Annotated in this window: 21 protein-coding genes; 10 read left to right on the top strand and 11 right to left on the bottom strand. The window is 55.7% G+C overall.

What is annotated here, in order from left to right; genetic code table 11:
* Nucleotides 1-11: 11 nt before the first annotated feature.
* The 5 genes from SSARUM2_RS23070 to SSARUM2_RS23050 all read left to right on the top strand — a co-directional run bounded on the left by SSARUM2_RS23070 (nt 12) and on the right by SSARUM2_RS23050 (nt 8491).
* Nucleotides 12-4088, top strand: coding sequence for a non-ribosomal peptide synthetase (locus tag SSARUM2_RS23070; RefSeq protein WP_225369127.1), 4077 nt, complete (start codon nt 12-14; stop codon nt 4086-4088).
* Nucleotides 4085-5680, top strand: a complete 1596-nt coding sequence (locus tag SSARUM2_RS23065; protein ID WP_065424452.1) for an MDR family MFS transporter — start codon at nt 4085-4087, stop codon at nt 5678-5680. Before SSARUM2_RS23070 ends, SSARUM2_RS23065 begins: the two co-directional genes overlap by 4 nt.
* Nucleotides 5677-6300, top strand: a complete 624-nt coding sequence (locus SSARUM2_RS23060; RefSeq protein ID WP_033636363.1) for a hypothetical protein — start codon at nt 5677-5679, stop codon at nt 6298-6300. Before SSARUM2_RS23065 ends, SSARUM2_RS23060 begins: the two co-directional genes overlap by 4 nt.
* A 71-nt stretch (nt 6301-6371) precedes the next feature.
* Nucleotides 6372-7391, top strand: a complete 1020-nt coding sequence (locus tag SSARUM2_RS23055) for an NADP-dependent oxidoreductase (RefSeq protein WP_033636362.1) — start codon at nt 6372-6374, stop codon at nt 7389-7391.
* A 92-nt stretch (nt 7392-7483) separates the two neighbouring features.
* Nucleotides 7484-8491 (top strand): HlyD family secretion protein, encoded by a 1008-nt coding sequence (locus tag SSARUM2_RS23050; RefSeq protein ID WP_033638614.1) that lies wholly within the window; start codon nt 7484-7486, stop codon nt 8489-8491.
* A gap of 663 nt (nt 8492-9154) precedes the next feature.
* On the opposite strand, the gene SSARUM2_RS23045 is transcribed toward SSARUM2_RS23050, so the two are convergent.
* The 8 genes from SSARUM2_RS23045 to SSARUM2_RS23010 all read right to left on the bottom strand — a co-directional run bounded on the left by SSARUM2_RS23045 (nt 9155) and on the right by SSARUM2_RS23010 (nt 16503).
* A complete protein-coding gene (locus SSARUM2_RS23045; protein WP_060453113.1) occupies nt 9155-9778 on the bottom strand; it encodes a LuxR family transcriptional regulator in 624 nt (207 codons plus the stop codon).
* 109 nt (nt 9779-9887) lie between these two features.
* On the bottom strand, nt 9888-10418 hold the full coding sequence (locus SSARUM2_RS23040; RefSeq protein WP_223307131.1) for a fimbrial protein: 531 nt from the start codon (nt 10416-10418) through the stop codon (nt 9888-9890).
* Nucleotides 10419-10426: 8 nt separating this feature from the next.
* Nucleotides 10427-11371 carry a fimbrial protein gene (locus tag SSARUM2_RS23035; RefSeq protein ID WP_041037081.1) on the bottom strand — a complete coding sequence of 315 codons (945 nt, stop codon included), beginning with the start codon at nt 11369-11371 and terminating at the stop codon, nt 10427-10429.
* Entirely contained in the window at nt 11349-11960 is a 612-nt protein-coding gene (locus tag SSARUM2_RS23030) for a fimbrial protein (protein WP_060453114.1), read from the bottom strand. Before SSARUM2_RS23030 ends, SSARUM2_RS23035 begins: the two co-directional genes overlap by 23 nt.
* A gap of 11 nt (nt 11961-11971) precedes the next feature.
* Nucleotides 11972-12715 carry a molecular chaperone gene (locus SSARUM2_RS23025; RefSeq protein WP_041037078.1) on the bottom strand — a complete coding sequence of 248 codons (744 nt, stop codon included), beginning with the start codon at nt 12713-12715 and terminating at the stop codon, nt 11972-11974.
* A 30-nt stretch (nt 12716-12745) separates the two neighbouring features.
* Nucleotides 12746-15247, bottom strand: a complete 2502-nt coding sequence (locus SSARUM2_RS23020; protein WP_060446113.1) for a fimbria/pilus outer membrane usher protein — start codon at nt 15245-15247, stop codon at nt 12746-12748.
* Between the two features lie 79 nt (nt 15248-15326).
* Nucleotides 15327-15878 (bottom strand): fimbrial protein, encoded by a 552-nt coding sequence (locus SSARUM2_RS23015; protein ID WP_060453116.1) that lies wholly within the window; start codon nt 15876-15878, stop codon nt 15327-15329.
* A gap of 88 nt (nt 15879-15966) precedes the next feature.
* Nucleotides 15967-16503 carry a fimbrial protein gene (locus SSARUM2_RS23010; protein ID WP_033636355.1) on the bottom strand — a complete coding sequence of 179 codons (537 nt, stop codon included), beginning with the start codon at nt 16501-16503 and terminating at the stop codon, nt 15967-15969.
* Nucleotides 16504-17619: 1116 nt separating this feature from the next.
* Between SSARUM2_RS23010 and SSARUM2_RS23005 the strand changes: the two genes are divergently transcribed.
* The 3 genes from SSARUM2_RS23005 (at nt 17620) to fetB (ending at nt 19535) form a co-directional block, all read left to right on the top strand.
* Nucleotides 17620-17907 carry a FaeA/PapI family transcriptional regulator gene (locus SSARUM2_RS23005; RefSeq protein ID WP_033649362.1) on the top strand — a complete coding sequence of 96 codons (288 nt, stop codon included), beginning with the start codon at nt 17620-17622 and terminating at the stop codon, nt 17905-17907.
* A 190-nt stretch (nt 17908-18097) separates the two neighbouring features.
* Nucleotides 18098-18775, top strand: a complete 678-nt coding sequence (gene fetA / locus SSARUM2_RS23000; protein ID WP_033636353.1) for an iron ABC transporter ATP-binding protein FetA — start codon at nt 18098-18100, stop codon at nt 18773-18775.
* Entirely contained in the window at nt 18762-19535 is a 774-nt protein-coding gene (gene fetB, locus SSARUM2_RS22995) for an iron export ABC transporter permease subunit FetB (protein ID WP_033636352.1), read from the top strand. The genes fetA and fetB overlap by 14 nt, the downstream gene beginning before the upstream one ends.
* Nucleotides 19536-19571: 36 nt before the next feature.
* Here the strand turns inward: fetB and SSARUM2_RS22990 are convergent, their stop codons facing one another.
* Both SSARUM2_RS22990 and SSARUM2_RS22985 read right to left on the bottom strand, forming a co-directional pair.
* Nucleotides 19572-20408 (bottom strand): TIM barrel protein, encoded by an 837-nt coding sequence (locus SSARUM2_RS22990; RefSeq protein ID WP_060453118.1) that lies wholly within the window; start codon nt 20406-20408, stop codon nt 19572-19574.
* 32 nt (nt 20409-20440) lie between these two features.
* Nucleotides 20441-21883 carry a sugar porter family MFS transporter gene (locus SSARUM2_RS22985; protein ID WP_033636350.1) on the bottom strand — a complete coding sequence of 481 codons (1443 nt, stop codon included), beginning with the start codon at nt 21881-21883 and terminating at the stop codon, nt 20441-20443.
* A gap of 556 nt (nt 21884-22439) precedes the next feature.
* Between SSARUM2_RS22985 and SSARUM2_RS22980 the strand changes: the two genes are divergently transcribed.
* Both SSARUM2_RS22980 and iolB read left to right on the top strand, forming a co-directional pair.
* Complete coding sequence (locus tag SSARUM2_RS22980; RefSeq protein WP_015379335.1) at nt 22440-23945, top strand: CoA-acylating methylmalonate-semialdehyde dehydrogenase; 1506 nt, start codon at nt 22440-22442, stop codon at nt 23943-23945.
* A gap of 77 nt (nt 23946-24022) precedes the next feature.
* Nucleotides 24023-24844 (top strand): 5-deoxy-glucuronate isomerase, encoded by an 822-nt coding sequence (iolB, locus tag SSARUM2_RS22975; RefSeq protein ID WP_033636349.1) that lies wholly within the window; start codon nt 24023-24025, stop codon nt 24842-24844.
* A gap of 38 nt (nt 24845-24882) precedes the next feature.
* Here iolB and SSARUM2_RS22970 read toward each other — a convergent pair whose 3' ends face one another.
* A complete protein-coding gene (locus SSARUM2_RS22970; RefSeq protein ID WP_004930856.1) occupies nt 24883-25719 on the bottom strand; it encodes a MurR/RpiR family transcriptional regulator in 837 nt (278 codons plus the stop codon).
* Nucleotides 25720-25852: the final 133 nt, after the last annotated feature.

The following is a 25852-nucleotide window of genomic DNA, read 5'->3' as shown; positions in this document are numbered from 1 at the left end:
AGCGGGATTTGATGATGACTAAAATCAGTAGCGCCATGCTCAAATCGTTGAGTTTGGATGAGTTGAAAAAAATTGCCAGGGAGAAGAAAACGCAAGTGGTGTTGGCTTCCGGTAAAATCATCAGAAAACAAGCTGACTCGGCCAGGCGGCACTTCCCTGTGACCGGTTCACAACGCAGTATTTGGGTATTGGATCAGTACCTTGACGACGGTAAGGCGTACAACAATCCTTATGCCGTCACTTGCCGCGTCGAGCATGACATCGACATGGAGGTAGTGAAAAAGGCGCTGACCTTTCTGACGAAAAAGCATGACATTCTTCGCACCACATTCAACGTGGTGGAGGGCGAACTCTGCCAGTGCGTGAGTGATGAAGTCCTGTTCAATTTCCACTATGACGATATTTTGTCTCTTCCTGAGTACGAGCGTGACGAGTGGGTAGAAAACGTTGCGCGTCAGGAAGGACAGCGTTCTTTCGATTTGACTTGTGGGCCACTTTCCTATTGGCGCATGATTAAAACCAATCGACATGAATATGTATTGTTGCTGACGTTTCACCATATTATCTCAGATGGCTGGACGGTCAGCTTGTTCTTTAAAGAGTTCATGGAGATGTATTTCCAAATCCTCCATGGCGAGACACCGCGTACAAACGATTTTCTGCAATTCTCCGACTATGCATTGGCAGAAGAACAGTGGTATGCCACGGCAGAATATCAAAAGGGTTTGGCGTATTGGGCTAAAAAGTTTGATGACGCGCAAGGCCTGCTTGAGATAACGACCGATCGCCCACGGCCAGCTAAAATGAGCACCAAAGGCAGTATGGCAAGCCACACTTTTGATCGGGATTTCACCCAGCGTTTGCAGATGCAGGCTGCACAGCTGGGCGCGACGCCTTTCCACATGATTCTTTCGGCCTATATGCTCTTGTTGCACAAATACAGCAACCAGCAGCAAATCATTATCGGTTGTCCTTTTGCCAATCGTAACCAACCCGAGACTCAGAATATGCTGGGGTTGTTTATGAATACCTTACCCCTGAAACTGGATATCGTTCCAGAGGCGACGTTACGAGAAATTATTGGCGACGTTCGCTCAGAGAGTGAGCAAGCTCAGCTGCACCAGGCTATTCCCCTCAATGATATTCTTGATGAAATTGGCCATATCCGAAATCCGCAGGTTAATCCGCTTTTTCAGGCGGCGCTGACGTATCAGGTATTTCCTCATTTTCATAACAACACGTTGTTTACCTATAAACCGCTTAAAATCGATTATGGCGTATCCAAACTGGATCTAAACCTGTGGGTTGAAGAAAGCCGCGGTAGTTTACTGTTTACCTTAAACTACAATCCCGATTTGTTTAACCGCAGTACGATAACGCGTATGTTGAGCGATCTGCGCACGGTGTTGGAAACGCTTATCGAACGGCCTCAAATAACCGTGCGCGATCTTTCATTGGTGACTCGCGAGGAACATAGCCACTTGCTGAGCGGGTGTAGACGCTTGCTTGACGCCGTTCCCATGGCGGTTCATCGGCAGTTTGAGCGTCAGGCCGATGCTTTGGATGCCGATTCGGTGGCTGTACGTTGCGATGGCCGTCTTTTGAGCTATCGACAACTGAACGAGCAGGCTAACCGTCTCGCGCACTGTTTGCTGGAACATGGCCTGTTGCCGGGGCAGTCAGTGGCGCTGTTTATGGCCAAAAGCGAACGCTGTGTCGTGGCTCTGCTGGCAATATTGAAAGCAGGGGGATGCTATGTGCCTGTCGATATCACTTTGCCGATGGAACAGGTCGACTTTATTCTGCGGGACGCACAGGCGCGCTTCGTTGTGGTGGATGCCGGATCGCCGGCGGTTTCACAGCCGACAATCTCGATTGACCAGTGCCACGGCGCCGCGCTGAGCACGAATCCCCAATTACTGACAATGCCGACAGACGCTCCCGCTTACATCATTTATACCTCAGGCAGCACCGGTAGGCCAAAAGGCGTCAGGGTCAATCATGTTCAGCTAAGCCGATATTGCCAGGTCATCGCCTCTGTCCTGGATCAACCTGCCGGGGCGCGATATGGCATGTTTTCCGCCTTCACTACCGACTTGGCGCATACCATGCTGTTCCCGGCGCTGATCTACCAGGGACAACTGGAGGTGATAAGCACTCAGCAGCTTAATGATCCGCAGGCATTGTTCTCCTATCTGGAGAGGCATCCCTTGGACTGCATGAAGATCACGCCAACGCACCTGACCGCATTGCTCATGTCACCCCATGCGGGTGCGCTATTGCCACGTCGTCTTTTAGTCTTGGGCGGAGAAAGAGTCCCGACGGCGTTAGTCAAACGCATACGTCAACTGCAGGCTGACTGCCGTGTGGTCAATCACTACGGCCCTACGGAGTGTACCGTCGGTGTGGCGACCTATACCTTGCCGGACGGTTTGCCGGATGAGATGGGCGACTATTTACCGGTCGGCAAGCCCTTGGCCGACAGCCACGTGTTGGTATTGGATCCTTATCAACAGTTAGTCTCTATCGGCCTTCCTGGTGAGATTTATCTTGGCGGCGAGCATGTGGCTGCAGGTTATATCGGCTTAGAGGAGCAGAATCGGGCGAATTTCATCCCGCATCCTTATTTGGCGGGTGAACGCCTTTACCGCACTGGCGACAAAGGGCGCTGGCTGCCGGACGGAAACCTCGAGTTTTTAGGGCGTTTGGATCGCCAGGTGAAAGTGCGGGGCTATCGTGTGGAACTGGCGGAAATCGAGCACGTATTGCAGCAGCAACCGGCGATCGCTCAAGCCGCGGTAAAACAGTGGCTGAACGGTGCGGGCGAGAGCTGGCTGGTGGCGTATTGTTGCGGCGAAGGAAAGGCTCGCAGCGCGGAAGTGCGTGCGTTTTTGCAAAGCAAGGTCCCTCATTACATGCAGCCGGATCAGTGGGTTTGGCTGGACAGCTTGCCGTTAACGGCCGGTGGCAAGGTGGACTATGGTGCTTTGCCGCGCATGAACGATGCCATACCTCAATCGGTGCGAGAGCCGGAAGGGGACGTCGAACAACGCTTATATGCCATTTATTGCCGCGTGCTGCAACGCGAGCGATTGGATACGCGGGATGACTTTTTCGCGCTGGGGGGAAATTCGATTACCGCATTGAAGTTGGTGATCGAAATAAATCAGCATTTTGGCACAACCCTGTCTTTAGGGCAGTTGTTTGAGCACGGCAGTGTCGGCGAGTTGGCGGCCTTTCTGACGCAGGCTGAACGGCAAGTATTATCGCCGTTGGTGATGCTGAATACCGGGGTCGAGGAAGATAAACCGACGCTCTTGATGATTCATCCGGCAGGCGGAAACATCTTGTGTTATTACCCATTAGCGCGTGAGTTGGGGGCCGACTATCCGATCTATGGCCTGCAGGTGGCGAACTTCGGTGAAGATCAGGCCTACAACCACGATATAGAGGTGCTGGCCGCATGCTATCTGCAGCAGGCGCAGGATATTGCGCAACGGCGAAATCTGGTGCTGGGCGGATGGTCCCTGGGGGCGACAATCGCGTTCGAAATGGCGCGCCAACTGCAGCATGCCGACGGGCGAACGCCAACGGTGCTGATACTCGATCAACCTGCTCCTCAGATACAGATTGATCGCGCCGCACAGATGAATGAATTTGAACGGCTTGCATATTTCGCCCGCAAGGTGGAGCGTTTTACCGGTGCGTCATTTGCAATCGCCGCACCTGCGCTGGCAGAGATGTCCGAAGCGCAGCGTTCATTGTTGTTCCTGCAGGAATTCAAGCGCGCAAAATTGGTTCCTGACAATATTAGCGCAACGCAGTTCCAGCATTTTCTGACGATTCTACAGGCGCATATCGCTGCGACAGATAGCTATCAGGGCAAAGAATATGACGGCAGGATCGTGGTTGCGGAGGCGGAGGAGATTCTGCCGGACCGCATTGCACAAGAGATACCCGGACTGGGTTGGGCTCGTCTGGCTCGCGGGGGGATGACGATAATAAGCGCGCCTGGCAATCACATCTCGATGATGAATCCGCCTCAGATAAGCCATACGGCCAGCCAGCTGCGGAAGATATTGTCATGAGCGCCGTTTTGACAACGGCCGCGGTGCCAGCCGAGGACACCAGGGTCTCCAGGCGTGAATGGTGCGCTATTCTCGGAGGATTAATCGGCGGTTTTATGGCGATTTTGGATATCCAAATCGCCAATTCATCCATGAAAGTGATTCAAGGCGCGCTTTCTGCGACGCTGAATGACAGTTCCTGGCTGATGACGTCTTATTTTACCGCAGAGATAGTGGCAATTCCGCTTTGTGGTTGGCTTTGTCAGGCTCTGGGGACCGGGCGTTATGCGCTGTGGTGCATTGCCGGCTTTTTGGGGGCATCGCTGCTGTGTTCTGCCGCATGGAATCTGAGTTCCATGATCGTGTTTAGGGCGCTTCAAGGGTTCAGTGGCGGGGCGCTAATTCCCATTTCATTTCGCTTGATTATTGAGATCCTGCCATTAAAAAAACGGCCGTTGGGCATGTCGCTGTTTAGCATTATAGGGACTTTCGCGCCGGCGGTAGGGCCGGCATTGGGAGGCTGGTTGACGGATAATTTCTCTTGGCACGCCATATTTTATATCAACGCGATACCCGCTTTGTTGTCCTGGGGGTTGATTCACTATGCTTTAAAACACCCTGTTATCGACTGGAATATTATTCGTCGCGGGGACTTTGTCGGCATCATTTCGGTCATGCTGTGTTTGGGCGCGCTTGAGGTGATTTTAGAAAAGGGCGGTGAAGAAAACTGGCTAGAATCGAATATGATATGCGTGTTGGCGGTCATTTCCGCTGTTAGTTTCTTAATATTTATGTATGCCCAATTGACGCATGCCCAGCCGCTTATCAATATTCGCTTATTCCGGGACTACAATTTCTCGTGCGCCATCTTGGTTTTTGCCATGTTGGGCGTCGCTATCTACGGTACGTTATTCTTGGTGCCGTATTACCTGACGATGGTACATGACTACAATGCTTCTGATATCGGTACGGTGGTGATCTGGATGGGGTTTCCTCAGTTAATCATCCTGCCTTTTATCCCGTTGCTTATTCAACGATATAACCAGAAGTATCTAATTTGCATAGGGTTTGTTGGTCTGGCCATCAGTGCCTTTATGGACTGTGCGATGGACGGCGACTTTGCCGGCCCACAGATGGCCTGGTCCATGTTGATCCGCGCATTAGGCCAGCCCTTTATCATGGTGCCGCTTTCCTTGCTGGCTACCCGCAATATTCAGCAAAAAGACAGTGCCTCTTCGGCGGTGTTGATCAATATATTCCGCAGTCTGGGAGGCTCCTGCGGCACTGCCATCTTAAGCACCTTTTTCATCACGCGCATTTATACCCATGTCGACGTCGTTAAGACGTCGTTGGTCTCCGGCAGCAATGCCTTTGCCGGGTATCTCAATGACGTTAAAAGTCTGATGATCGCGCGCGGTTTGGCCGTTGACGTCATGAGTATAAAAAGTACGGCTTTCGCGATACTTGGCAAAAGAATCGCCCGTCAGTCGGAAATCATGGCGTTTAACGATCTGTTTCTGATTATGGGCGGAATGATGTTGGCAACCGCGTTGCTTGTGATGTTCTCTTCTCGCGATTTTCGTTTGCATGTCAAAAAAGAGGGTAAGGAATGAGTCAGCGCTCTATGACGATATGGCACTACCTGATGTCGCGCGATGCTTGCATTACTATCATTACCCCGATCGTGCTTTATAACATCGCCTTTTGGTGGGGAGGCGCGGGTTTCGCATTACTGCTGACGGCTATTTATTCAGGCGCAGTGGAAATATTTAACAAGCGTAGCGGTTCATTGTCGGTGATCGCATTAATTCTGGTTTCAGGCGTTAGTCACTATTTGTATTTACGCGGCTATGCTCCGTTCGCAATCAAGAAAGAAAATGTGTTTCTCGCGGTCAGCGGAGCATCTTCAGTGGTGGTGGTATTCGGCTTCTATTCTCTGGTAGGCAAGCCAATGATACGTACGCTGGCAGAACAGGCGATGCCAAGGTTGAAAGATATTCCCGTTTACGGTACCGCTCAATACGCAAAAGTGTGGCACGAAGTATCATTGGCGTGGATCTTGGTTTTCCTTCTGAAAGCCGTCGGTGTATATGGCCTGTCAATGCGCGAGGATCTGCCCGTTGACACGATTATTTTTATCTGTGGTTGGCCACTGACTTTGTTGATGGTGTTGTTCAGTTTTTATTGGCCGAAATATCGTTGGACGTCACATTTGCGTAAAAAAGGCCGTTAAATCCTGGCCCACAGGGCTGGCGGTTGCTGATGCCGTAAACATGTATCTACGTAGTTAAGAGGGGGAAGAACATGAGTCAATTTGAGAATGCATCGATCGTATTGAACAGCCACCCTGATGGCGCCGCTACGCTGGAAAACTTCAGATTGGAGACCAGCTCGTTGAGGCCATTGGATCCAGGAGAGTTTCTGGTTGAGAACAAATGGTTATCGATCGATCTCTATCTCCGGCCACGGCTCAATAAAAGCACCAAATACGTGAGCCCGATAAAGCTGGGGGAAGTGATTCAGGGAGAGGCTATTGGGGAAATCGTGGCTTCGCGTAATCCTTTGTTTAACGTTGGCGATCGCGTATTCACCTTCTCCGGTTGGCAAAAGTATTATATCGGTGATGCTCAAAACTTCACTGTTCATCGTTTGCCGGAGACAACATTACCACCTTCTATTTTTCTCGGTGCGGTCGGGACGCCGGGCCGATCGGCCTATTTCGGTTTAAACAAAATCGCGAAGCCAAAACCGGGTGAAACATTGGTCGTTTCTGCCGCCTCGGGCTCGGTTGGCTCCGTCGTTGGGCAATTGGGTAAACTGGCGGGATGCCGCGTTGTGGGATTGGCCGGCAGCGAGGATAAATGCCGGTATGTCGTGGAGGAGCTGGGTTTTGACAGTTGCCTTAACTACAAGACTGCCGACCTTAACCGGGATTTGCGCGCCGCGTGCCCCCAGGGTATCGATATCTATTTTGAGAACGTGGGCGGCCGCGTATCACTGTTTGTCGCCAAGTTGCTGAATGAGGGGGCAAGGGTGCCTATCTGCGGTAATGCGGCCAATTACAATAAAGGCACTGATGTTGATGCATCCGGCCCGGCAGACTTTTTCTCTGCCCTGCCGGATGCGCCTTTAAATCGTTTCTTTTTGGTAACCGAATGGTTCAAAGACTACGCCGAATCAGATGCATTCTTGTTAAATGCGGCAGAGAACGGTGTGTTGAAATACCGAGAAACAATAGTCGATGGGCTGGAAAATGCGCCTCAGGCTTTTATTGATTCACTTAATGGAAAACATTTCGGCAAACAATTGATACGGATGTGCTAACGATAGGCTCTACTGTTGCGCATAATATGAAAATATTTTCAACCTGGATGGTGGGTATTAAGCGTACATCATTCAGGTTGTTGGAATTCATCATGAAACATTCTAAAAAAATAGGTTTCCTTCTGCTCGTGTTACTGGTTTTGTCAGGGTTTCTTTATTGGTTGCTTTATTGGCGCTACTTTCAAACCACCGACAATGCTTACGTGCAAGCAGACATTACAAACGTCAGCGCCCGCATCAGCGCGGTGGTGGTTAACTCTATGATTCGGGACAATCATCGGGTGAATAAGGGCGACTTGTTGGCTCAGTTGGACGACAGGGAGTTTGTTGTCGCGTTGCAGAAAGCAGAGGCGACTCTGGCGCAAAGTCGGGCGGCGTTAACGAATGCCCAGGCAAGTTATCAAATGCAAAAAAGTGCTATTGACGAGTTTCGCAGCGATGTGAATTCTGCTGCAGCCACTCTGCAGTATGCGCATCAGCAGTATCTCCGTTTTCAAATTTTGCAGAAAAAGAATTATGTTTCCAAGGGAGACATGGATAACGCCACATCCAGTTATCGCGTCGCAGAGGCAAAATACCACCAAACGCAAGCGAGCTTGAAAACGCAAAGCGATAAACTCCAGGTCTTGCAAAGCGAAATTGAGCAAAGCCAGGCTAATGTTGAACAGGCTCAGGCAAACCTGGAACAGGCGAAATTGACATTGAGTTACACGCGGATTATTGCGCCTATTGATGGGGTAATCAGCAACCGTAGTTTGCAAGTGGGTATGATGGTTCAGGCGGGGCAGTCCATTGCCAGTATCGTCTCCGGAGCGGCCCCATGGATAAGCGCCAATTTTAAGGAAACGCAGAAAGCACGTATGCGTAAAGGATTGCCTGTGGAGGTGAAAGTTGATGCGTATCCAGGGAAAATATTTCATGCCAGGGTGGATAGTATCTCACCGGCTACAGGAGCAACTTTTGCTTTATTACCACCAGACAATGCGACAGGGAACTTCACCAAAATTGTCCAGCGCGTCCCAGTAAAAATTGTTTTTGACTCTCCGCAACAAATAGACAGCGGCCTTTCGGCCTCTGTTACGGTAGATACGCGGGGATAGCGCCGGGAAATATGGAAATCCGCCTCGACAAGGGATGTCGCAACGCGGTCTGTGCCGGAATGACGGCAAAGTTATAATAGTCATCACCATAGCCTGTTCATTCATTGGCTGGTAGTTCTTATATCGGTAAAAAGGCGCCGCGTGTTTATCGCCGCTGGACGAGCGTGATTATCAATGCATTTACCTGGGGCGTTGTTCGATAGAACGGCGTCGTTCATTGTTGAAGTTTTGATAGAGAGGTAAGGAGGCGTATTAAACAAAATGGGTTGAGGATAGAAAGACGTAAGCAGATTTATTCTGCGATATGTACAACGATGAAACTTAAATATGAACGAATAAGGATATATGTTATGAAAAGTCTATCGATTGTTATTACTCTCGCTTCATGCTTACTGCTACCTCTGACTGCGTCTGCGGCCGCAGGCACATGTTATAGCGCAAAGAACTGTTCCGGGAAGGTGCTTAGCCACCGGGATGCCCATAACTGCAAGGTTAAGGACAAAGGTAAATCCTGGCGCAGTGATATTACAGGCCAATGCACGAATCTTTGATTTATGGCTGACGTTTAGGCTCTTTCATTGAAAAGAGAATGGCAGGTTAATCTGTTATGGGCTGCGTTTAGGCGCAGCCCGATGATTCTCATTCGCTTATCGCGCATACCGCTTAATTCAGCTCCCGCTGATTCAGCAGCACCCGATTCAACTCGCTGTTTTTGCGCACGTTCAGCTTGCGCATCGCCGAACGTTTGTGGGCGCTGATGGTTTTCTGGCTGCGCTGCAGCAGGCCGGCGATGCTACAGGCGGACATGCCGCTGCTCATCAGGCCCAGCACCTTTTTCTCACAGTGGCTCAGCGCGGCGAGGCGGCAGGCCTGGCATTTCCATATGTCGGCGGCGTGCAGCGCCATCCACGGCTGCTGAATGAATTTTTCCAGTGCCATCTGCAGCTTGAGGCGAATGGCGTAAACCGAGTCGCGCCGGTGGATGCTGAACAGCGGAGACAGGTTTTTCACCTGTTGCTGGGCCGTGTCGTCGAGGATCAGCAAGGTCAGCTGCCGCTGGCGCGGGATACCGTAGGGGCTCCGGTAGCAGCAGGCGCAGCCCCAGCGCTCTTCCGGCGTGCGGAACACGATTTCGATGTTATCCAACGCCTGCAGCGCCAGCGGCGAGAACTGCGGGTACAGGCGTTGGCATTCGTTCAGGGAGTGCAGATAGTCCTGCAGCAGCAGACGCAGCCCCTGCAGGTAGAAGTTATCGCTGTCGAACAGCGTGAAGCGAATATCTGGCATGGGTGGCTCCTTAAAAGGCCGCGGCGCCGCGCCGGAGCGAACGGTGACGGCCAATCGCCGGCGTTCGCGCGCCGGTCGTTTTCCTGATTTCCCTGGGGCGGTGCGGGGCTTATTGGTACGCCAGCACAAAATTGGCGACGGAACTGAATTCGCCTTCGGTAAGGCTTTTATCTTTCATAGCGCTCGGCCGGGCCTGGACATAGGCGCTGAACCTCAGGGCGTTGGGGCCGTCTTGCAATGTCACCGCATCGGTCGGCGTGCCCAGATCAATCGCTTTGCCAGCACCGTCAAACAGCGCGATAGCGGCGCCGTTGGCGCCATTGTTGATCGCCAGCTTGCCCGGCAGTTCGGCATCTTCGGTGCCGGTAAAGGTGGCGGTGACCGATTTGAAAACGGCGGTTTTACAGTCGGTTAAGCGAATGGAAAATGACACGGGGTTGGTGTGGCCGTAGCGGTACAAAGTTTTGATCAACACCGTATCCATCTCGACGGTCTGGTGAAGAGACTGCGGGTCGATATTGCAGGGTCTGCTTACCACGGAGCCGAAAAAGTCTATTTCCTTATTTTCCGCCGCGACTGCGGAGGAAAATAGAAAACCGATGCCGCACAGAGCGGTGATTGTCCGATAGTTCTTCATCATCACCACCATTAAATATAATTAATCAGCAAGATTACGGTCTTGCGGAAATTGCCTTCCTGTCCTTCCCCGCTGGCCTGCAATGAGGCGCTGTAGGATTTTTGCACCTGATCGCGGCCACTCATGTCGGCAAAGCTGTCGAACTGATTGTATTTAATCCATTTGGGGTTGGAATTATCGTGGATGCGCAAGGTTGAACCATTGTCCATATTCAAGCCGGTAGCGTCGGTCAGCGTGCCATTTTTCACCATGAAATTGGCCTCCAGCGCGAAGCTGTCGCTGCAGCCGTTTTTGCGGATCAAGATGCTGAAATCCTTGCTCGCTACGGTGCCCGCATTGGGTTTCCAGGTCGGGATCTCACCGAAATCAACGCCTTCCGGGGTTGAAAGCTCCACCGAAGCGGCGCACTGGATCACCTTGATTTTATCCAGCCCGGTTAGGGTGAAACGGTAATTTTTTCCCGGGTGGACGTTGATGCCGCCTACGCCATCGAGCTGAAAAACGGCGATCTGACTGGCGCCCCCTTCGGTGATTTCTCCGGTTTTTTGCAAATAAACCTGATAGTTGACGTGACCGAGCTCCCGTTGCTTGGGGGTACGAAACATATCGGTTTGTACTCGGGAGTTGATCAAGCCGAGATCCCGGCCGTTATAAATCACCCCCATGGCGATGCCGGCGGCGAACTGCCGGTTGTCCGGATTGGGATAGAAATAAACCCATTCCCCCTTGGGTTTGCTGGCGTGCGCCCAGCACATAACGTCGCGGCTCATCGGTTTAGAGGTCCAAAGCCGGCTGCCGACCGGTAAGGTGGCCGGTATGGTCAACCGGCCGATATCCTCGCTCTCTTCGGTAATGCCGTTCTCGGTATTCAGGTGGCATTCCAGCGCCTGAGCGCCGAACGGCGTCGCCAGGCAACCCAGCAACGTCAGGCGTTTATAAATAGACCAGCTGGACATGCACCACTCCTTTGAATTGGTTTGCTTCGATGAACGGACGGGTTGATTCCAATTGAGCGCTGAACCACAACGTATTGCCGCCCGGCTGCAAGACATAGGGGGCGCCGGGTTGGTTGAGGGACAATGCGCGGCCCCGTTGATCTTTCAGCCGCAGGCCAACGCCTTGTACGCCGCCGTGCAGCCTCAGCAGCTGCGGATTGTCGGGGTCGCTTTCACCGAGGAATACCAGCGTGGCGGCCTGCTCCCCCCGCAGGTAAAGCCTGCCGGCGTCGCCGTTGCGCATGCCGGCCGGATTGTCTGCCAGCGCCTTGGCGCCCAGCAGGCAATGGGTAAAGACGAGGCGAAAACGTACCGGTGCGCTTTGATCGCCGACACGCCGGAAGGCGAGCGTGCCGATCTCACCGAGATCGACCGACTGCTCGCGGCTGTCCGGCGCCAGGCTGCAGGGAGAGCTCAGCAGAGCGCCCTGAAAACCGACGGTGCCGCTGGTGCCCTGAACCTCTCCCGGCGGAGAGGCCATCGCGGCGCCGTTGCCGAGCAGCAAGGCGCCGATCAGCAGAGGCCGCAGGCGGCCGGTGAAGTCAGCCATGCCGTATCTCCTTATTTTTTTCCGGGTGCGGCGGTGCAGAGGCTAGCGCTGCAGGTGAAGCGCAGCTCGGGGTGGCCGCCGAAATCATTGATATAGGTGACGACGAAGGTGTCGAACCCATGGTCGCGCAAACGCACTTTTTCGCTGGATTTGGGGGACAGCATCACCGGCTGAAAATCGCCGATCGCGCCACCGCCTTGTTTCTGCGTCTGACGGGCGATGCCGGTCAGCGTGATGTGGAACGGCGTCGGATTTTCGATGGTGAAACCGTCGGCGGTTTTGTGGAACACCAGCTGTTCTTGCCATATCTCACCCTGCGGCGCGACGATGGCCTTCGGGCGGAAGAACAGTTTGATCTGCGTTTGCAGCGCCAGCTGCATCACGTTGGCTTTACTGCTTTTGGGCGGAATTTCGCGCAAATTGAAATAAAACACCGATTCGCGATCTTGCGGCAATAGCTCGGCTTCCGGCGTTTTGGTAATGCGCACGACGCTGCGTTCTCCGGCTTCCACCCGTTGCAACGGCGGCAATACCACCAGCGGCGAAACGATCTTTTGATGTTGCGCATTCTCGATCCAGGCCTGAGCAAGGAAAGGCAACTCTTTGTTCTCATTGGTTATGTTAAGGCTGATCGATTTGGCGTCGCTCACATAGATGGCGCGCGTGCGATCCAACGCGATCGCCGCGTCGGCCGTCGAAGCCAGCGTTATCAACGCCAGGCTGCCCGCGGTTACTGCTATCGAATGTTTGTTCATGTTATGCGTCTACTCTCAATGTGTTGCGGATTACGGTTTGGCGCACGGCAACAGCAGCCGGTCCAGCGGTTTGGCGGCGCCTGGGATGGCGATGCGGCACTGACGGCGGCCTTCCCAGGCGACGTCCAACCGCTCTTCCGGTTGGACGCCGGTCAGATACACCGAGCCGCCGTCGTTCACCACCGCGATCTCCCGTCCGGTTGCACTCAGCACCGTGGCGCCGAACGGCGGTTCGCTGCCGTCCGCCAGTTTGATGGTGGCTAACAGCTTGCTGCCTTTCACCACCTCGAAGTGGCGATAACCGATGGCGCCTTCCGTCAGCGTGCCTTGCACCACCGCGCGCGTGGCTTCAACGTCGTCCGCCAGCTTGTTGACGTCGATGCGCGTATCGGTGTTGTAGTAGCTGGTGATGTCCGAGATCACCGCCAATCCGAAGCGGTTGCTGTAAGCGCGGCCGTTGTTGATCGGCACGCCGGCGACGCCGTTGGTATCCAGCATCATGCGGCTGCCGCCGTTGCCGGCGTTCTGGTGCGCGGCGACGCCGTGCCGGGTAGCGGTCAGGCCGCCGCGGAAAGTTCCGCCAATCGAGGAGTAACTGCCCTGCTGATAAGACGCGTTGGCGTTGAGCGTGCCGAACGACGCGTTATGGGTGTAGTAACCGCTCGCCGTCGGTTTGCCGGACTGGGTGACGCCGCTGCCGACCTGCCAGGTATTGTTGATGTCGCTGTTGTCGGTGTAGGTCGCCGTTTGGGTCACGTCGCGGTTATTGACTTGCAGCGCGTAGCCCAGACGGTTGTGCTCGCCGATAGGCACGGTGAAATTGAGCATCGCGCTATCGTCGGTGCGGCCCCGATAGTGAGTGCGATAGGCCGCCAACGAGGCGGTGATGTTGCTGATCCCGCCGAAGTCGAACAGCTTGCTGGTCGACATGCCGTAGCGGTTTTGCGCGCCTGCGTCCCAGTAAGTCTGGTGTGAGTAGGTCAGATAAGCGGTGATCGCCTGAGCGCTGTCCTCCGCCATAAAGGTTTTGCTGGCGGTGACGGTATACAACTCTTTTTGTCGGCCGCTGTAGCGATCGTCAATGTCGCCGTAGCGCGCCTGCAGGTACTGCGACATGGTCATAAATTTGCGCTGCGAAAAGCGGTAGCCGGCAAAGGTGATTTGGCCGTTGAGCTCGTCGAAACGCTTGGCGTAGTTGACCTTGAATGACATGCCTTTGGCGCTGGGTTCATCGGGCAGGCGCGCGATCGACTGCGTGGCGTCCACCGACAGGGCGCCGAACAGGTTCAGGTCGCGCCCCAGGCCGAGAGCCCAGGCGTTGTAATCGCCGCCGAGCAGCGCGCCGCCGTACAGCGACCAGGCGTTGCTCAAGCCCCAGGAGAAATCGCCGGCGGAGAACACCGGCCCTTGCGTGCGGTGATCGTAGGCAGACGGCTTGCCCAGCGCCACGTTATAGCGCACGTAGCCGGGACGGGTCAGATAAGGAATGCTGGCGGTATCTACCTGAAAAGTGGAAACGCTGCCGTCTTGTTCTTCCACTTTCACATCCAGTTTGCCGCGTACCGAGCTGCTGAGATCCTGAATGGCGAACGGCCCGGCGGGCACCGTGGTTTGATACAGCGTGCGGCCTTCCTGAGAGACGGTGATCCGCGCGTTGCTTTTGGCGATGCCGCGTACTTCTGGCGCGTAACCCTGCAGGTTGGGCGGCAGCATGCGCTCGTCGCTGGCGAGGTTGAGGCCGGTAAAACGGTAGGCGTCGAACACCGGCGAATTCAGGTAGGTTTCGCCCAGCGTCAGCCTGGCGGCCTGCATCGGCAGCGCGCGGTATGCGTAGATCTGATTCCAGTCGAAATTGCTGTCGCGCCGGCCGTATTGTTGGTTGAAATCGGTCTGATAATCGGCGCGCAGGCGCCAGGCGCCCAGGTTGGCGCCCAACGTACCGTAGCTGCTGAGGCTTTCGGCGGTGCCGTTGTCGTGGTGCTGTTTACCGATTTGGCCGCTGAGATTGTAATCCAGCAGCACGCCGGGGATGCCATCGTCCCACTGCTCGGGCGGCGTCCAGTCGGGATCGGAGTATTTCATCCAGGCCTGCGGAATGGTGATCGCCAGCACGCCGCCGCTGATGCGATCGGAAACCGTTGCGCCTTTGATGCCGCGAATGTCGGCACACTGGTTGTCGCGCCACAGGGTGACTTTTTTGGCCGCTTCTTCTTTCAGCGCCATTTTTTCCACCAGGTCAGGCGGCAGGCACACCTGGCTGCCGCTCTTGTTATCCGGCGACGGGAAATACTGAATGCTGCGCTGGGGCAGCGTTTTCTGGTTGATTTTGATATCCAGCAGATAGGTGCCCGGCATGACGTAATCGGCGTCGGAAAAGCGGGATAAGTCCACTTTGCTGCGTTCGCCGATATCCAACACGTCGGTATTGAATTCCGTGGCGGAAAAGACCGGTTTTGCCCAGAGAACAGAGAGAATGACGATGATGGGCGTTTTTTTTATTGTCAGTAAAGACGTCATAGAATGATCACTCATGGCAAATCCGCGCCTAATAGCAGGTCATCCCGTAAGACCTGAATACGTAATGCTGTACAGCGTTCCTAACGAAAACCGGCTACAGATAAGACAGGGTGAATTTGGCCAATGAGCTGAAACCGCCCGCCCGTGCCCTGTCGGGGTGAATGCGCAGCTGGGCGCCAAAGCGCAGCGTGTTATCGCCGGCAACGATCAGATAATCCGCCGTCGTGCTGCCGAGCGGGATCGGGGTGCCGGCGTCGGTCAGCAACTCGATAGCCATGCCGCGCGCCTCGCCATGGACGGCGAGCCATTGCGGCTCTTGGCTATCCGCGATGCCGCTGAAGGTGAGGTTGGCCGCGCGATAAATAAAATCGGGCTTTATCTGGCTGGCCAGTTCGCAGTTCACCAACCTGATGGCGAAGTGGCGGCGGCTGCCGATGAGGCTCGGCTGGGCATCTCGCCCGGCGTCGCTCATTGAAACCAGCCCGAAATCAACGGTTTGATCCAAACTGTCGCCGGCGATGTTGCACGGCGTTTCAACGATTTCGCCGCCCAGGCTGACTTTGCCGTGGCCCTGAGTTTTCGCCGTGGCGCTAGCGCTGCCGATGCTGAGCGCGATCAGCAATGCGCCTCGCCAATGGATGGTCATGCTGGCTTCTCCCTGTCGAGATCGGTTCCTTTGCCGGAGCCGGCGTCGTTAAGCATGGGGATGCCCGCGCCGGCATCCCCAACGAGGCTTACTGATAAGCCAGGGTAAAGTTCGCCACGCTGGTGAACTGGCCCGGCACGACGGCGCCGGAAGCGCTGTTACCTTGCAGGTATGCGGCGAATTTCAGGGCGTTGTTGCCTTCGTTCAGGCCCTGGCCGTCCGTTGCGGTGCCCAGCTCAACTTCCTTGGCGTGCAGCTGGTCGTAAATCACGATGCCCGCGCCGCTGGCTGAACCGCTCAGCGCCAGCAATTTGCTGTTGACGGCATCCGGCGTGCCGGTGAAGGTCACCTTGACGTTTTTCATGGTGTTGAGCGCGCAGTCTTTCAGCTCAATGCTGAAGGGTTCGGCGCTGGATTTGCCTTCTTTGGCCAGGATGCGGCTGCTGATCTGGCCCATCGGGACGGTTTGATCGACGGAGTCCGGCGTGATGCTGCAAGGCGCATCGATAATTTCACCGCTAAAGGTCACGGTGCCGCTGCCCTGGTTCGGGGTCGGCGCCGCATGTGCAACGGAGGCGGTAGAAAAAGCAATGGCGGTCGCCAGCATTAATTTATTCAGTTTCATTTCTCAGGTTCCTGTAGAGAGTATTTAAATAAAAAGAAAAGCACACCTAAATCCCCGCAGAGCAGCAACGCCCTGTTAGCCGCACTGCGATGGGAGCCAGATCCTTTTGCTTTGGGCAATACGCACACTTTTCGTTATTTGCTTTTAATAACGAAATGGTTATGTGATGTTTGGTCGGTTTTATTTGATTTTAAAACCCGAATATCGGTATGGCGTTTTGCTGGGAATATTCTTGCAAACAATAGCATTGCTTGGAAATAGATTTTGTTGAAATAACTCAAATTCAGAATATAAAACCAAAAGGAAAAAGTTAAATATAAGATCAAAAACCAATAGATCGTATGTAAATATTATCCAGAATAAATGACTGCATAAATAAGGTTATGCGAGATATTAGATCGACTGTAATAGCGGTTGCCCTACAATGCGCAATATCGCTTTGCTAATATTACGCTTTGACGAACATTGAAGAATTTTCTTTATGAAACAAAATGAAAAACATAAGCATTTGTTTTGTATGATTTTGTGTGGTTAGTTGTCCCTATGGTGTTCCACCGCCTATTCCTGGGTTGTCGATGGTTTGTCGAAGAGTCGTTAACAAAAAAATAACAACAAGGCATAGGGAAGATTATTCTTATCAGATGCTATTTTTTGGACGCGCTTATGTTATTTAACCCATTGTGATTAACCAGAAAAGGGCAGGTGATGCCGTAGGCATTACATAATAATGACCTAAGTGATAATCAAAGGATGAACGATGGAATGATTACTGCGATTAATGCATTTAACAGATGTAAGGCGCATGCGGTGACAATGTTGGTAATTATGTATTCGCGGTTCGTTATGGGATTGTTTAAACATCTTCATATCATGATAACCATGAAAAAAATTGCACAGAAAAATCCTAGTGAAAAATCCGAGGAACAATGCATGACATTTTATCGGCAAAGGTTGGATTTATTAATAAATATTCATTCGCGCGGTGATAGGCAGCGCCAGGTCTATTTTATCGGAACAACGTCGTTTGCGCGGACGCCGCCGTGATTTATGCCCCTGCGCATCACTGACGTGCAGTCATGAACGGGGGCTCAGCAGTAACCACTCAGGAGGAATGCTATGGCCAAGGTGCCGAAAACGTTTGAAAGTAGAAAATCGCTGATGCTGGATGTGTTGCGGGGATTGTGCCGGGATCTTGTGGAAGGGGCCGGGGGCCTGCATCCCCCGCCGGAGCAGTGGCCGAAGACGCGCGAGCTGGCGGATAAATGCGGCGAAAACATTTATACCACCCGCACCCTGCTGCTGGCGCTGGAAAAGGAGGGCAAGGTCCGCTGCACCCACCGCAGCATCAACAATTCTCTACGCTGGTACAGCTGCGACGAACAGGCAGCGATAAAAAAAGAGTGATTCGACCCTGGCGGTCGCTTTTGACTATTCCTACAGCTAATCATTAGTAAAATTTATTATTTGACGGGGCGTTTTGCTCCGTCAATCCTCCTCTCCGCTCGCTGCCATCCGTACAGGCATTGCTAATATGTTTTTTGCAGCCATATACTTATCGCTCAGACGGGAACAGGTGTAGGGAGCCGGCATCGTAATGAAGGAAAAGAAAGACATACTGAGATTGGATGATATTCATTATCAAATAGACAACCAGGTGATCCTGGACTCCGTCTCTTTCACGCTGGGTGAAGGCGAGTTCAAACTGATCACCGGGCCTTCCGGCTGCGGGAAAAGCACCCTGCTGAAAATCATCTCTTCCTTAATGGATCCGACCAGCGGAAACCTCTATTTCGACGGACGAGCGATCGCCGAGATGTCGCCGGAGGCGTATCGCAAACAGGTTTCTTACTGCTTCCAGACGCCGGCGCTGTTCGGCAATACGGTTTACGACAATCTGGCGCTGCCCTACCAGATCCGTCAACAGTCGCCGGATGAACGAAAAATGCAGGCCGATCTGGCGCGTTTCGGGCTGCCGGAGGCGATGCTGACCAAAAGCATCAATGAGCTGTCCGGCGGGGAGAAGCAGCGCGTGTCCCTGATCCGCAACCTGCAGTTTATGCCCCGGGTGCTGTTGCTCGATGAGATCACCAGTGCGCTGGACGAGGAAAATAAGCGCAACGTCAATGAGATAGTGCATCAGCTGGTGGCGGAGCACCGGCTGGCGGTGCTGTGGGTGACGCACGATACCGAAGAGATAGCGCATGCGGACGAGGTGATCACCCTGCGCGCGCACGGCGCCGAGCAACAGGAGCAACAGCATGAATCAGCATAACATCACCAACGAATCCTTAGGCTTGTCGATGATCCTGGTGGTGGTCGCCATTCTGATCAGCCACCGGGAAAAGCTGGCGCTGGAAAAGGACATTATCTGGAGCATCTGCCGCGCGGTGGTGCAGCTGATCATCGTCGGCTACGTGCTGAAGTACATTTTCGATCTGGATAACGCGGTGCTCACCGTGTTGATGGTGCTGTTCATCTGCTTTAACGCGGCCTACAACGCCAAGAAACGCAGCAAGTACGTCGAACACGCGTTCGTGACGTCGTTTATCGCCATCACCACCGGCGCGGTGCTGACGCTGGCGGTGCTGGTCTTGACTGGCTCCATCGAATTTACGCCGATGCAGGTAATCCCCATCTCCGGGATGATCGCCGGTAACGCCATGGTGGCGGTGGGATTGTGCTACACCAACCTCGGCCAACGTTTCAAAAGCGAACAGCAGAAGATTCAGGAGATGCTCAGCCTGGGGGCGACGCCCAAGTTCGCTTCGGCGGCGCTGATCCGCGACAGCATCCGCGCTTCGCTGATCCCGACCGTGGATTCGGCGAAAACCGTTGGGCTGGTCAGCCTGCCGGGCATGATGTCCGGGCTGATCTTCGCCGGCATCGATCCGGTGAAAGCGATCAAATACCAGATTATGGTGACCTTCATGCTGCTTTCCACCGCCAGCTTGTCGACCATCATCGCCTGCTATCTGGCCTACCGTAAGTTTTACAACGCGCGCCACCAGCTGGTGGTCGGCAACCTGAAGTAACGCCATGAAAAACGGCCTCCGCGGAGGCCGTTTTTTTTACCCTTGCAGCAGGGCGATGCTCTGGCGGATTTCCCGTTCGATATCCGCCTCGCTCCAGCCGTCCAGCTGCGAAGAGAAGGGCTCGAAGGCATAGACGCCGGTGTAGCCCAGGCGTTCCAGGTTTTGCACCTGGCGGCGGCTCTCCAGCCGATCGCCCTCGCTCAACATGATGCGCTCTTCGTCGCTCAGCGCGCCTTTATCCCGCCCATCCTCCACGCCGGACAGATGCACCAGGCCGATCTGCGCCACCTGGATCTGCGCGTCGAAGTCGGCCTGCGCCACACCGCTTAAATAGTGGTGGAAAGTATCGAGCACGATGCGGTACGGCGCGCCCGAATCGCGGATGAGCGCCTGGGTCAGCAGCGACGATCGCAGCGAGCTGATGCCGAAGCCCAGCGGCTCGACGTACCCCTGCACGCCATAGCGGGCAAACAGCGGCGCCAGCAGCCGCAGCGCGGCGAGGGTGTCGTCGCGTTTTTGCTGCTCGCTGCGCGTGTCATCGGCGCTGCAGTGTGGGCACAGCACCAGCGCCCGGCTGTGGATGGCCTGCGCCTGCGCCAGCAACGCTTCGGCGCGCTGCTGCAGCGCCGCCGGGTTGTCCATCAGATTGAACATGCCGATGGCGTTGATCGTGACGATCTCGATGCCGTATTGCGCAGCGAGCGCATTGAGCTGCGCGTCGCTCAGATCGTCGGTCACCTTGCCGCTGGGCATATCGTTGCGCAGCTCAACCTTACTGAGCCCGCAGCGTTTCACCAGGCGGAAAAAACTGTCCAGATCGAGATTCGGCGCGATCTTGCGGTTAATGCAGAAGCGGTCCAGTGCAATGGTCATGAGGCATTACTCCAGCGGTCAGGGTTGAGAGATCAGGATTTGCCGTTTTCCAGCGGCAGCGGCTTGCCGTCGGGCAGGGGGTGGCGGTGGCGTTTGGCCAGCACCACCTGCTCCATTTTTTCCAGCGAGACGCCTTTGGTTTCCGGAATATAGCGGCCGATGAACCAGTAGCTGAACAGGCAGCAGGCGGCGAAGATCCACATCGGGAAGGCGCCGTGGAAATGCGAGAACAGGTAAGGGTGGTCGTTGATCATCGGGAACGACTGCGACACCGCGAAGTTAGCGACCCACATGCAGCCGACGGCGATGCTCATCCCCTGCGCGCGCATGCGGTTCGGGAAGATTTCCGACACCAGCACCCAGGCGCCGACGCCCCAGGACAGCGCATAAAACACCATGAAGAACAGCATGCCGAACAGCGCGAAATAGCCGGTGGCCTGAGTGTAGAGCGCGTACGAGGTGAGCAGCAGGCCGGCGATGGCGCCCAGCGTGCCGTAACGCATCAGCGGAATGCGGCCCATGCGATCCATCAGCATGGCGCCGATGACCGAACCGACCAGCTGCAGCACGCCGATCCAGATGGTCTGAAACAGCGCTTCCTGCGCGTTTTCGGTGACGGTTTTCAGCACCACCGGCGCGTAATACATCATTACGTTGACGCCGGTCACCTGCTGCAGCATGGCGATCATGCAGCCGACGAACAGGATGAAACGCACCCGCACATCGCCGTAGTTCAGCTTCCGATGCCGCTGTTGTTGATCCTGCTGCAGCGAGTCTTTGATTTCTTTCAGCAGATTCTGCGCATGGGCGGCGTTGGAAACCTTGGTCAACATCGCCAGCGCCTGATCGTCGCGGCCCATCATCACGTTCCAGCGCGGCGACTCAGGAATGACGAACACCAGGATGCAGAACAGAATGCAGGGGATGACGCCCGAGGCGAACATCCAGCGCCAGCCCATTTCCACCAGCCAGGCTTCGCTGGCGAGGCTGGCGATTTTGAAGTTGACGTAGAAAATCACGATCTGGCCGAACACGATGGCGAACTGCTGCATACTGAGCGCGCGCCCGCGCATGTCCTTTGGCGACACTTCCGACATGTACATCGGCGACACGGTGGCGGCAATGCCGACCGCCAGCCCGCCGATGATGCGGTAGATGACGAACCAGGTGAAGGTCGGGGCCAAGGCTGCGCCGACGGCGGAAACGGTGAACAGCAGCGCCGCCAGCATCAGCGCCTTTTTACGGCCCCAGCGCGCCGCCAGCGGCCCGGCGGCGAAGGCGCCGACCACGCAGCCGATCACCACGTTGGAGACTGCCCAACCGGTTTCGGCCGGGCTGAGATTGAAATAGGTTTTCAGCGCTTCGATCGCGCCGGAGATCACGGCGGTATCGTAGCCGAACAGAATGCCGCCCAGGGCGGCGATGCCGCAAATTCGCAATATGTAGCCGGTATTGTGCTTACGCTGATATGACATGTGTTGCTCCGATTTTTATCCTGGCTTCCGTCCGCACGGTTGGGGTGTCGGGAAGAGGGCGAGCGGAAGGGTGTGAACCGTGCCTGTCATCAAGGCGATGTCGTCGATAAATGCTGGAACAAACAAGAACATTTATTTCATAATTAGTGAATAATGGAATATTGATTTTTAGATCCAGTTCAAAAAAAACCGTCACGCGCGATCCGGGCGCCTTGGGCGTTCTGGGGCGGGCGGTAACGGCGACAGGGCAGGCGCGGTGCGGGTTTTCTGTAGCAAAGTCAGTGTGTATTGCCCCTGGTTTCTCCTGCGCCGTTGCGCTTTCCCTGGCGCGGTAATGAAAGTGCCAACCCGATCGACACCGCAAAATTGCGACCTCACGCACTAAAAACAAATTTTTCAAAACAATTTATTTGAAACTTTTTTTTCAATGAAATAAAGTTTGCTGCATCCGGTCAGGATGTAGCCGGCTTGCCGACGGGGTTTGGCGAGCGGGACGATTAACGCCGCGCCGCCGGCGAGTGGCCAGGCGACAGCGGACTTGAAAAGAGGGCGTGACATGAAAACCGTGGGTAACTTTATTGACGGGCAGGTGTGCCTGAGCAGCAGCAATCAAACCGTCGACGTGCACAACCCGGCCAGCGGGCAGGTTGAGCGGCGCGTCACGCAGAGCACCGCCGCCGAAGTCAAGCAGGCCATCGACGTGGCCCATCGGGCGTTTGCCGATTGGTCGCGCACCACGCCGCTGCGCCGCGCGCGCATCATGTTCAATTTCAAGGCGCTGCTGGAACAGCACCGCGACGAGCTGGCCGAGCTTATCGTCAGCGAGCACGGCAAGGTGTACTCGGATGCGCTGGGCGAACTGACGCGCGGCATGGAAGTGGTCGAATTCGCCTGCGGCATCCCGCATCTGATCAAGGGCGAGTATTCGCCGGACGTCGGCAGCGGCGTCGACAGCTTCTCGCTGATGCAGCCGCTGGGCGTGGTGGCGGGCATTACCCCGTTCAACTTCCCGGCGATGGTGCCGATGTGGATGTTCCCTATCGCGCTGGCCTGCGGCAACACCTTCATCCTCAAGCCGCCGGCGCTGGTGCCTTCCGCCTCGGTGCGCCTGGCGGAACTGCTGAAAGAAGCCGGCCTGCCGGACGGCGTGTTCAACGTGGTGCACTGCGCCAATGAAGACGCGGCGCAGCTGTGCACCGATCCGCGCATTCAGGCGGTGAGCTTCGTCGGCTCCTCCACCGTGGCGGAACATATCTACACCACCGCCAGCGCGCACGGCAAGCGGGTGCAGGCCTTCGGCGCGGCGAAGAACCAGGCGATCGTCATGCCGGACGCCGATCTGGACGCCACGGTCAACGCGCTGATGGGCGGAGCGTTCGGCTCCGCCGGCGAGCGCTGCATGGCGCTGCCGATCGCCGTGGTAGTCGGTGACGACACCGCCGATAAACTGATCGCCAAACTGAAGCCGCTGATCGCGCAGCTGCGCGTCGGGCCGGGCTTGCAGCAGGGCGGTGAAGAGAATGAAATGGGGCCGCTGGTGTCGTCCGCCCACCAGAAAAAGGTGCTGGGCTACATCGATCTGGGCGTGGAAGAAGGCGCCACCCTGGTGGCCGACGGCCGCAATTATCAGGTGCCGGGCTATCCTGAAGGCTACTACGTCGGCGGCACGCTGTTCGACCATGTGAAGCCGAACATGCGCATCTACCGTGAAGAGATCTTCGGGCCGGTGCTGGGCATCGTGCGGGTGCCGGATTACCGCACCGCCATCGACACGGTGAACGGCCACGAGTTTGGCAACGGCAGCGCCATCTTTACCGGCAGCGGCCACTACGCGCGCCAGTTCGTGCAAGAAGTGCAGGCCGGGATGGTCGGCGTCAACGTGCCGGTGCCGGTGCCGATGGCGTTCCACAGCTTCGGCGGCTGGAAGCGCTCGGTGTTCGGCGCGCTTAACGTGCACGGCACCGACGGCGTGCGCTTCTACACGCGCATGAAGACCGCCACCGCGCGCTGGCCGGCCGGGCAGCAGACGGTGTCCGAATTCAGCATGCCGACGCTGGGTTAAGCCATCGCAAAGTATGAGCGGGCCGTTGCTCCTTCGGGGCAACGGCCTTTGCACGGGGAGTTAACAGGAGAATCGAGATGTCTTCACTGCTTGCCAAATGTCAGACGCCGAACGCCGAGGGGCGTATTCAGCACGTGACGCCGGAAAATGCCGGGTGGCGCTATGTCGGTTTCGACGTTTATCGCCTGGCCGCCGGGCAGTCGCTGCAGCTGGAGTGCGGTGACAAGGAGCTGTGCCTGGTGCTGGTGGCCGGTATCGCCTCCGTCGCCACGCTGCGCGCCGAATACCCGCATATCGGCAAACGCATGAGCCCGTTCGAGCGCACGCCGCCTTACGCGGTGTATGTGCCGCACCACGATCGCATCGACGTGCGGGCAGAAACCGATCTGGAGCTGGCGGTGTGCAGCGCGCCCGGCAGCGGCCACCTGCCTTCACGGCTGATTACGCCGGCGGATATCGGCGTGGAGCGGCGCGGCAAGGGGCGCAACCAGCGGTTGGTGCACAACATTCTGCCGGACAGCGAGCCGGCCGACAGCCTGCTGGTGGTGGAGGTTTACACCGACGAGGGCAACACCAGTTCCTACCCGAGCCACAAGCACGATCGGGAAGACTCGCCGGACGAAACCTATCTGGAAGAGACGTATTATCACCGCATTCAGCCGGAGCAGGGATTCTGCATGCAGCGCGTCTATACCGACGATCGCACGCTCGACGAATGCATGCCGGTCTACAATCGGGACGTGGTGAAAGTGCCACGCGGTTATCACCCGGTGGCGACCCTGGCGGGCTACGACAACTATTATCTCAACGTGATGGCCGGGCCGGTGCGGCAGTGGAAGTTTACTTGGGAAAAAGACCACGCCTGGATTAACGGCGACGGCTATCCCGCCGCGCAATAAGCGCCTGAGGCCCGGCTTGCCGGGCTTTTTTGTCAGCCTTACTCGTCCCGGGCGTTATTCAGCGCCAGCGAAACCGCCAGCGTCTGCGCCAGGCACATCGAGGCCACCTGCGAACGGAACCCGTCCACCTGCGCTTCGCGCACCACGAAACAGACGTCGCTGAAGGCGGCCAGCGGGCTGACCTGGCTGTCGGTGATGGCGATCTGCTGCGCGCCGCGCTTGGCGCCCAATTCCACCAGTTCCACCGCCTCGCGGGCGTACGGCGAATAGCTGATGGCGATCACCACGTCCTTCGGTTTCACCATGCTCAGCTGTTCGGTGAACATGCCGCCCAGGCCGTCGATAAGAAACGCGCGGCGCTCCAGATGGCGCAGCGCATAGGTGAGATAGGAGGCGACGCTGAACGAACGGCGCAGGCCGATCACGTAGATGTTTTCGGCGTTGTTGAGCAACTCGACGGCGCGATCCAGCTGCTCGGGGGCGATCTGCATCGCCAGCTGCTGCAGCGCCTGCGCGTTGACCATGGTGAATACGTTGAGAATTTCCGCCGGTTTCTCCGGCGCGACGTTGTCGTCGGTGGAGGTTTGGCGGAACAGGCGCGCGCGCTCGGTATAGTTCACCGTCTCTTCCATCAGATGCTGACGGAACACCTGCTTCATTTCGTTGAAGCCGCTGAAGCCGAAGGCGTTGGCGAAACGGATCAGGGTGGAAGGCGGCACGCTGGCCTGTGCGGCGATGGAGGCAACGGTATCGAAAGCGATGCTGTTACTGTTATCCAAAATATAGCGCGCCACCTGCTTCAAACGCTTGCTCAGCGTTTCATAACGGTGGCGGATCTCGTCCTGTAACAGCGAAAGTTGAGTTGGGTTGTTCATCCATTCGGCTCGCAGTGGGGTGAAGGCGCATTGGCCTGACGCCTGAAATATTGACAGGGTATTTTAACAGACGGAGCGGAAATTTCATTTCCTCAAAAAGCGATTTATTCGATCGCACATTGCGCGACTTCAC

The organism is Serratia sp. K-E0102 (assembly GCF_029962625.1).
Lineage (GTDB): Bacteria > Pseudomonadota > Gammaproteobacteria > Enterobacterales > Enterobacteriaceae > Serratia > Serratia sarumanii.
This window is presented reverse-complemented; position numbering and strand designations above follow the sequence as displayed.

Coding starts and splice junctions, on each gene's coding strand:
- iolB (WP_033636349.1), top strand. CDS start 24,023: ATGTCTTCACTGCTTGCCAAATGTCAGACGCCGAACGCCGAGGGGCGT.
- fetA (WP_033636353.1), top strand. CDS start 18,098: ATGAAGGAAAAGAAAGACATACTGAGATTGGATGATATTCATTATCAA.
- SSARUM2_RS23065 (WP_065424452.1), top strand. CDS start 4,085: ATGAGCGCCGTTTTGACAACGGCCGCGGTGCCAGCCGAGGACACCAGG.
- SSARUM2_RS23005 (WP_033649362.1), top strand. CDS start 17,620: ATGGCCAAGGTGCCGAAAACGTTTGAAAGTAGAAAATCGCTGATGCTG.
- SSARUM2_RS23020 (WP_060446113.1), bottom strand. CDS start 15,247: ATGAGTGATCATTCTATGACGTCTTTACTGACAATAAAAAAAACGCCC.
- SSARUM2_RS23040 (WP_223307131.1), bottom strand. CDS start 10,418: ATGATGAAGAACTATCGGACAATCACCGCTCTGTGCGGCATCGGTTTT.
- SSARUM2_RS22990 (WP_060453118.1), bottom strand. CDS start 20,408: ATGACCATTGCACTGGACCGCTTCTGCATTAACCGCAAGATCGCGCCG.
- SSARUM2_RS23060 (WP_033636363.1), top strand. CDS start 5,677: ATGAGTCAGCGCTCTATGACGATATGGCACTACCTGATGTCGCGCGAT.
- SSARUM2_RS23030 (WP_060453114.1), bottom strand. CDS start 11,960: ATGGCTGACTTCACCGGCCGCCTGCGGCCTCTGCTGATCGGCGCCTTG.
- SSARUM2_RS23015 (WP_060453116.1), bottom strand. CDS start 15,878: ATGACCATCCATTGGCGAGGCGCATTGCTGATCGCGCTCAGCATCGGC.
- SSARUM2_RS23050 (WP_033638614.1), top strand. CDS start 7,484: ATGAAACATTCTAAAAAAATAGGTTTCCTTCTGCTCGTGTTACTGGTT.
- SSARUM2_RS23035 (WP_041037081.1), bottom strand. CDS start 11,371: ATGTCCAGCTGGTCTATTTATAAACGCCTGACGTTGCTGGGTTGCCTG.
- SSARUM2_RS23055 (WP_033636362.1), top strand. CDS start 6,372: ATGAGTCAATTTGAGAATGCATCGATCGTATTGAACAGCCACCCTGAT.
- SSARUM2_RS22970 (WP_004930856.1), bottom strand. CDS start 25,719: ATGAACAACCCAACTCAACTTTCGCTGTTACAGGACGAGATCCGCCAC.
- SSARUM2_RS22985 (WP_033636350.1), bottom strand. CDS start 21,883: ATGTCATATCAGCGTAAGCACAATACCGGCTACATATTGCGAATTTGC.
- SSARUM2_RS22980 (WP_015379335.1), top strand. CDS start 22,440: ATGAAAACCGTGGGTAACTTTATTGACGGGCAGGTGTGCCTGAGCAGC.
- SSARUM2_RS23045 (WP_060453113.1), bottom strand. CDS start 9,778: ATGCCAGATATTCGCTTCACGCTGTTCGACAGCGATAACTTCTACCTG.
- SSARUM2_RS23070 (WP_225369127.1), top strand. CDS start 12: ATGATGACTAAAATCAGTAGCGCCATGCTCAAATCGTTGAGTTTGGAT.
- SSARUM2_RS23010 (WP_033636355.1), bottom strand. CDS start 16,503: ATGAAACTGAATAAATTAATGCTGGCGACCGCCATTGCTTTTTCTACC.
- SSARUM2_RS23025 (WP_041037078.1), bottom strand. CDS start 12,715: ATGAACAAACATTCGATAGCAGTAACCGCGGGCAGCCTGGCGTTGATA.
- fetB (WP_033636352.1), top strand. CDS start 18,762: ATGAATCAGCATAACATCACCAACGAATCCTTAGGCTTGTCGATGATC.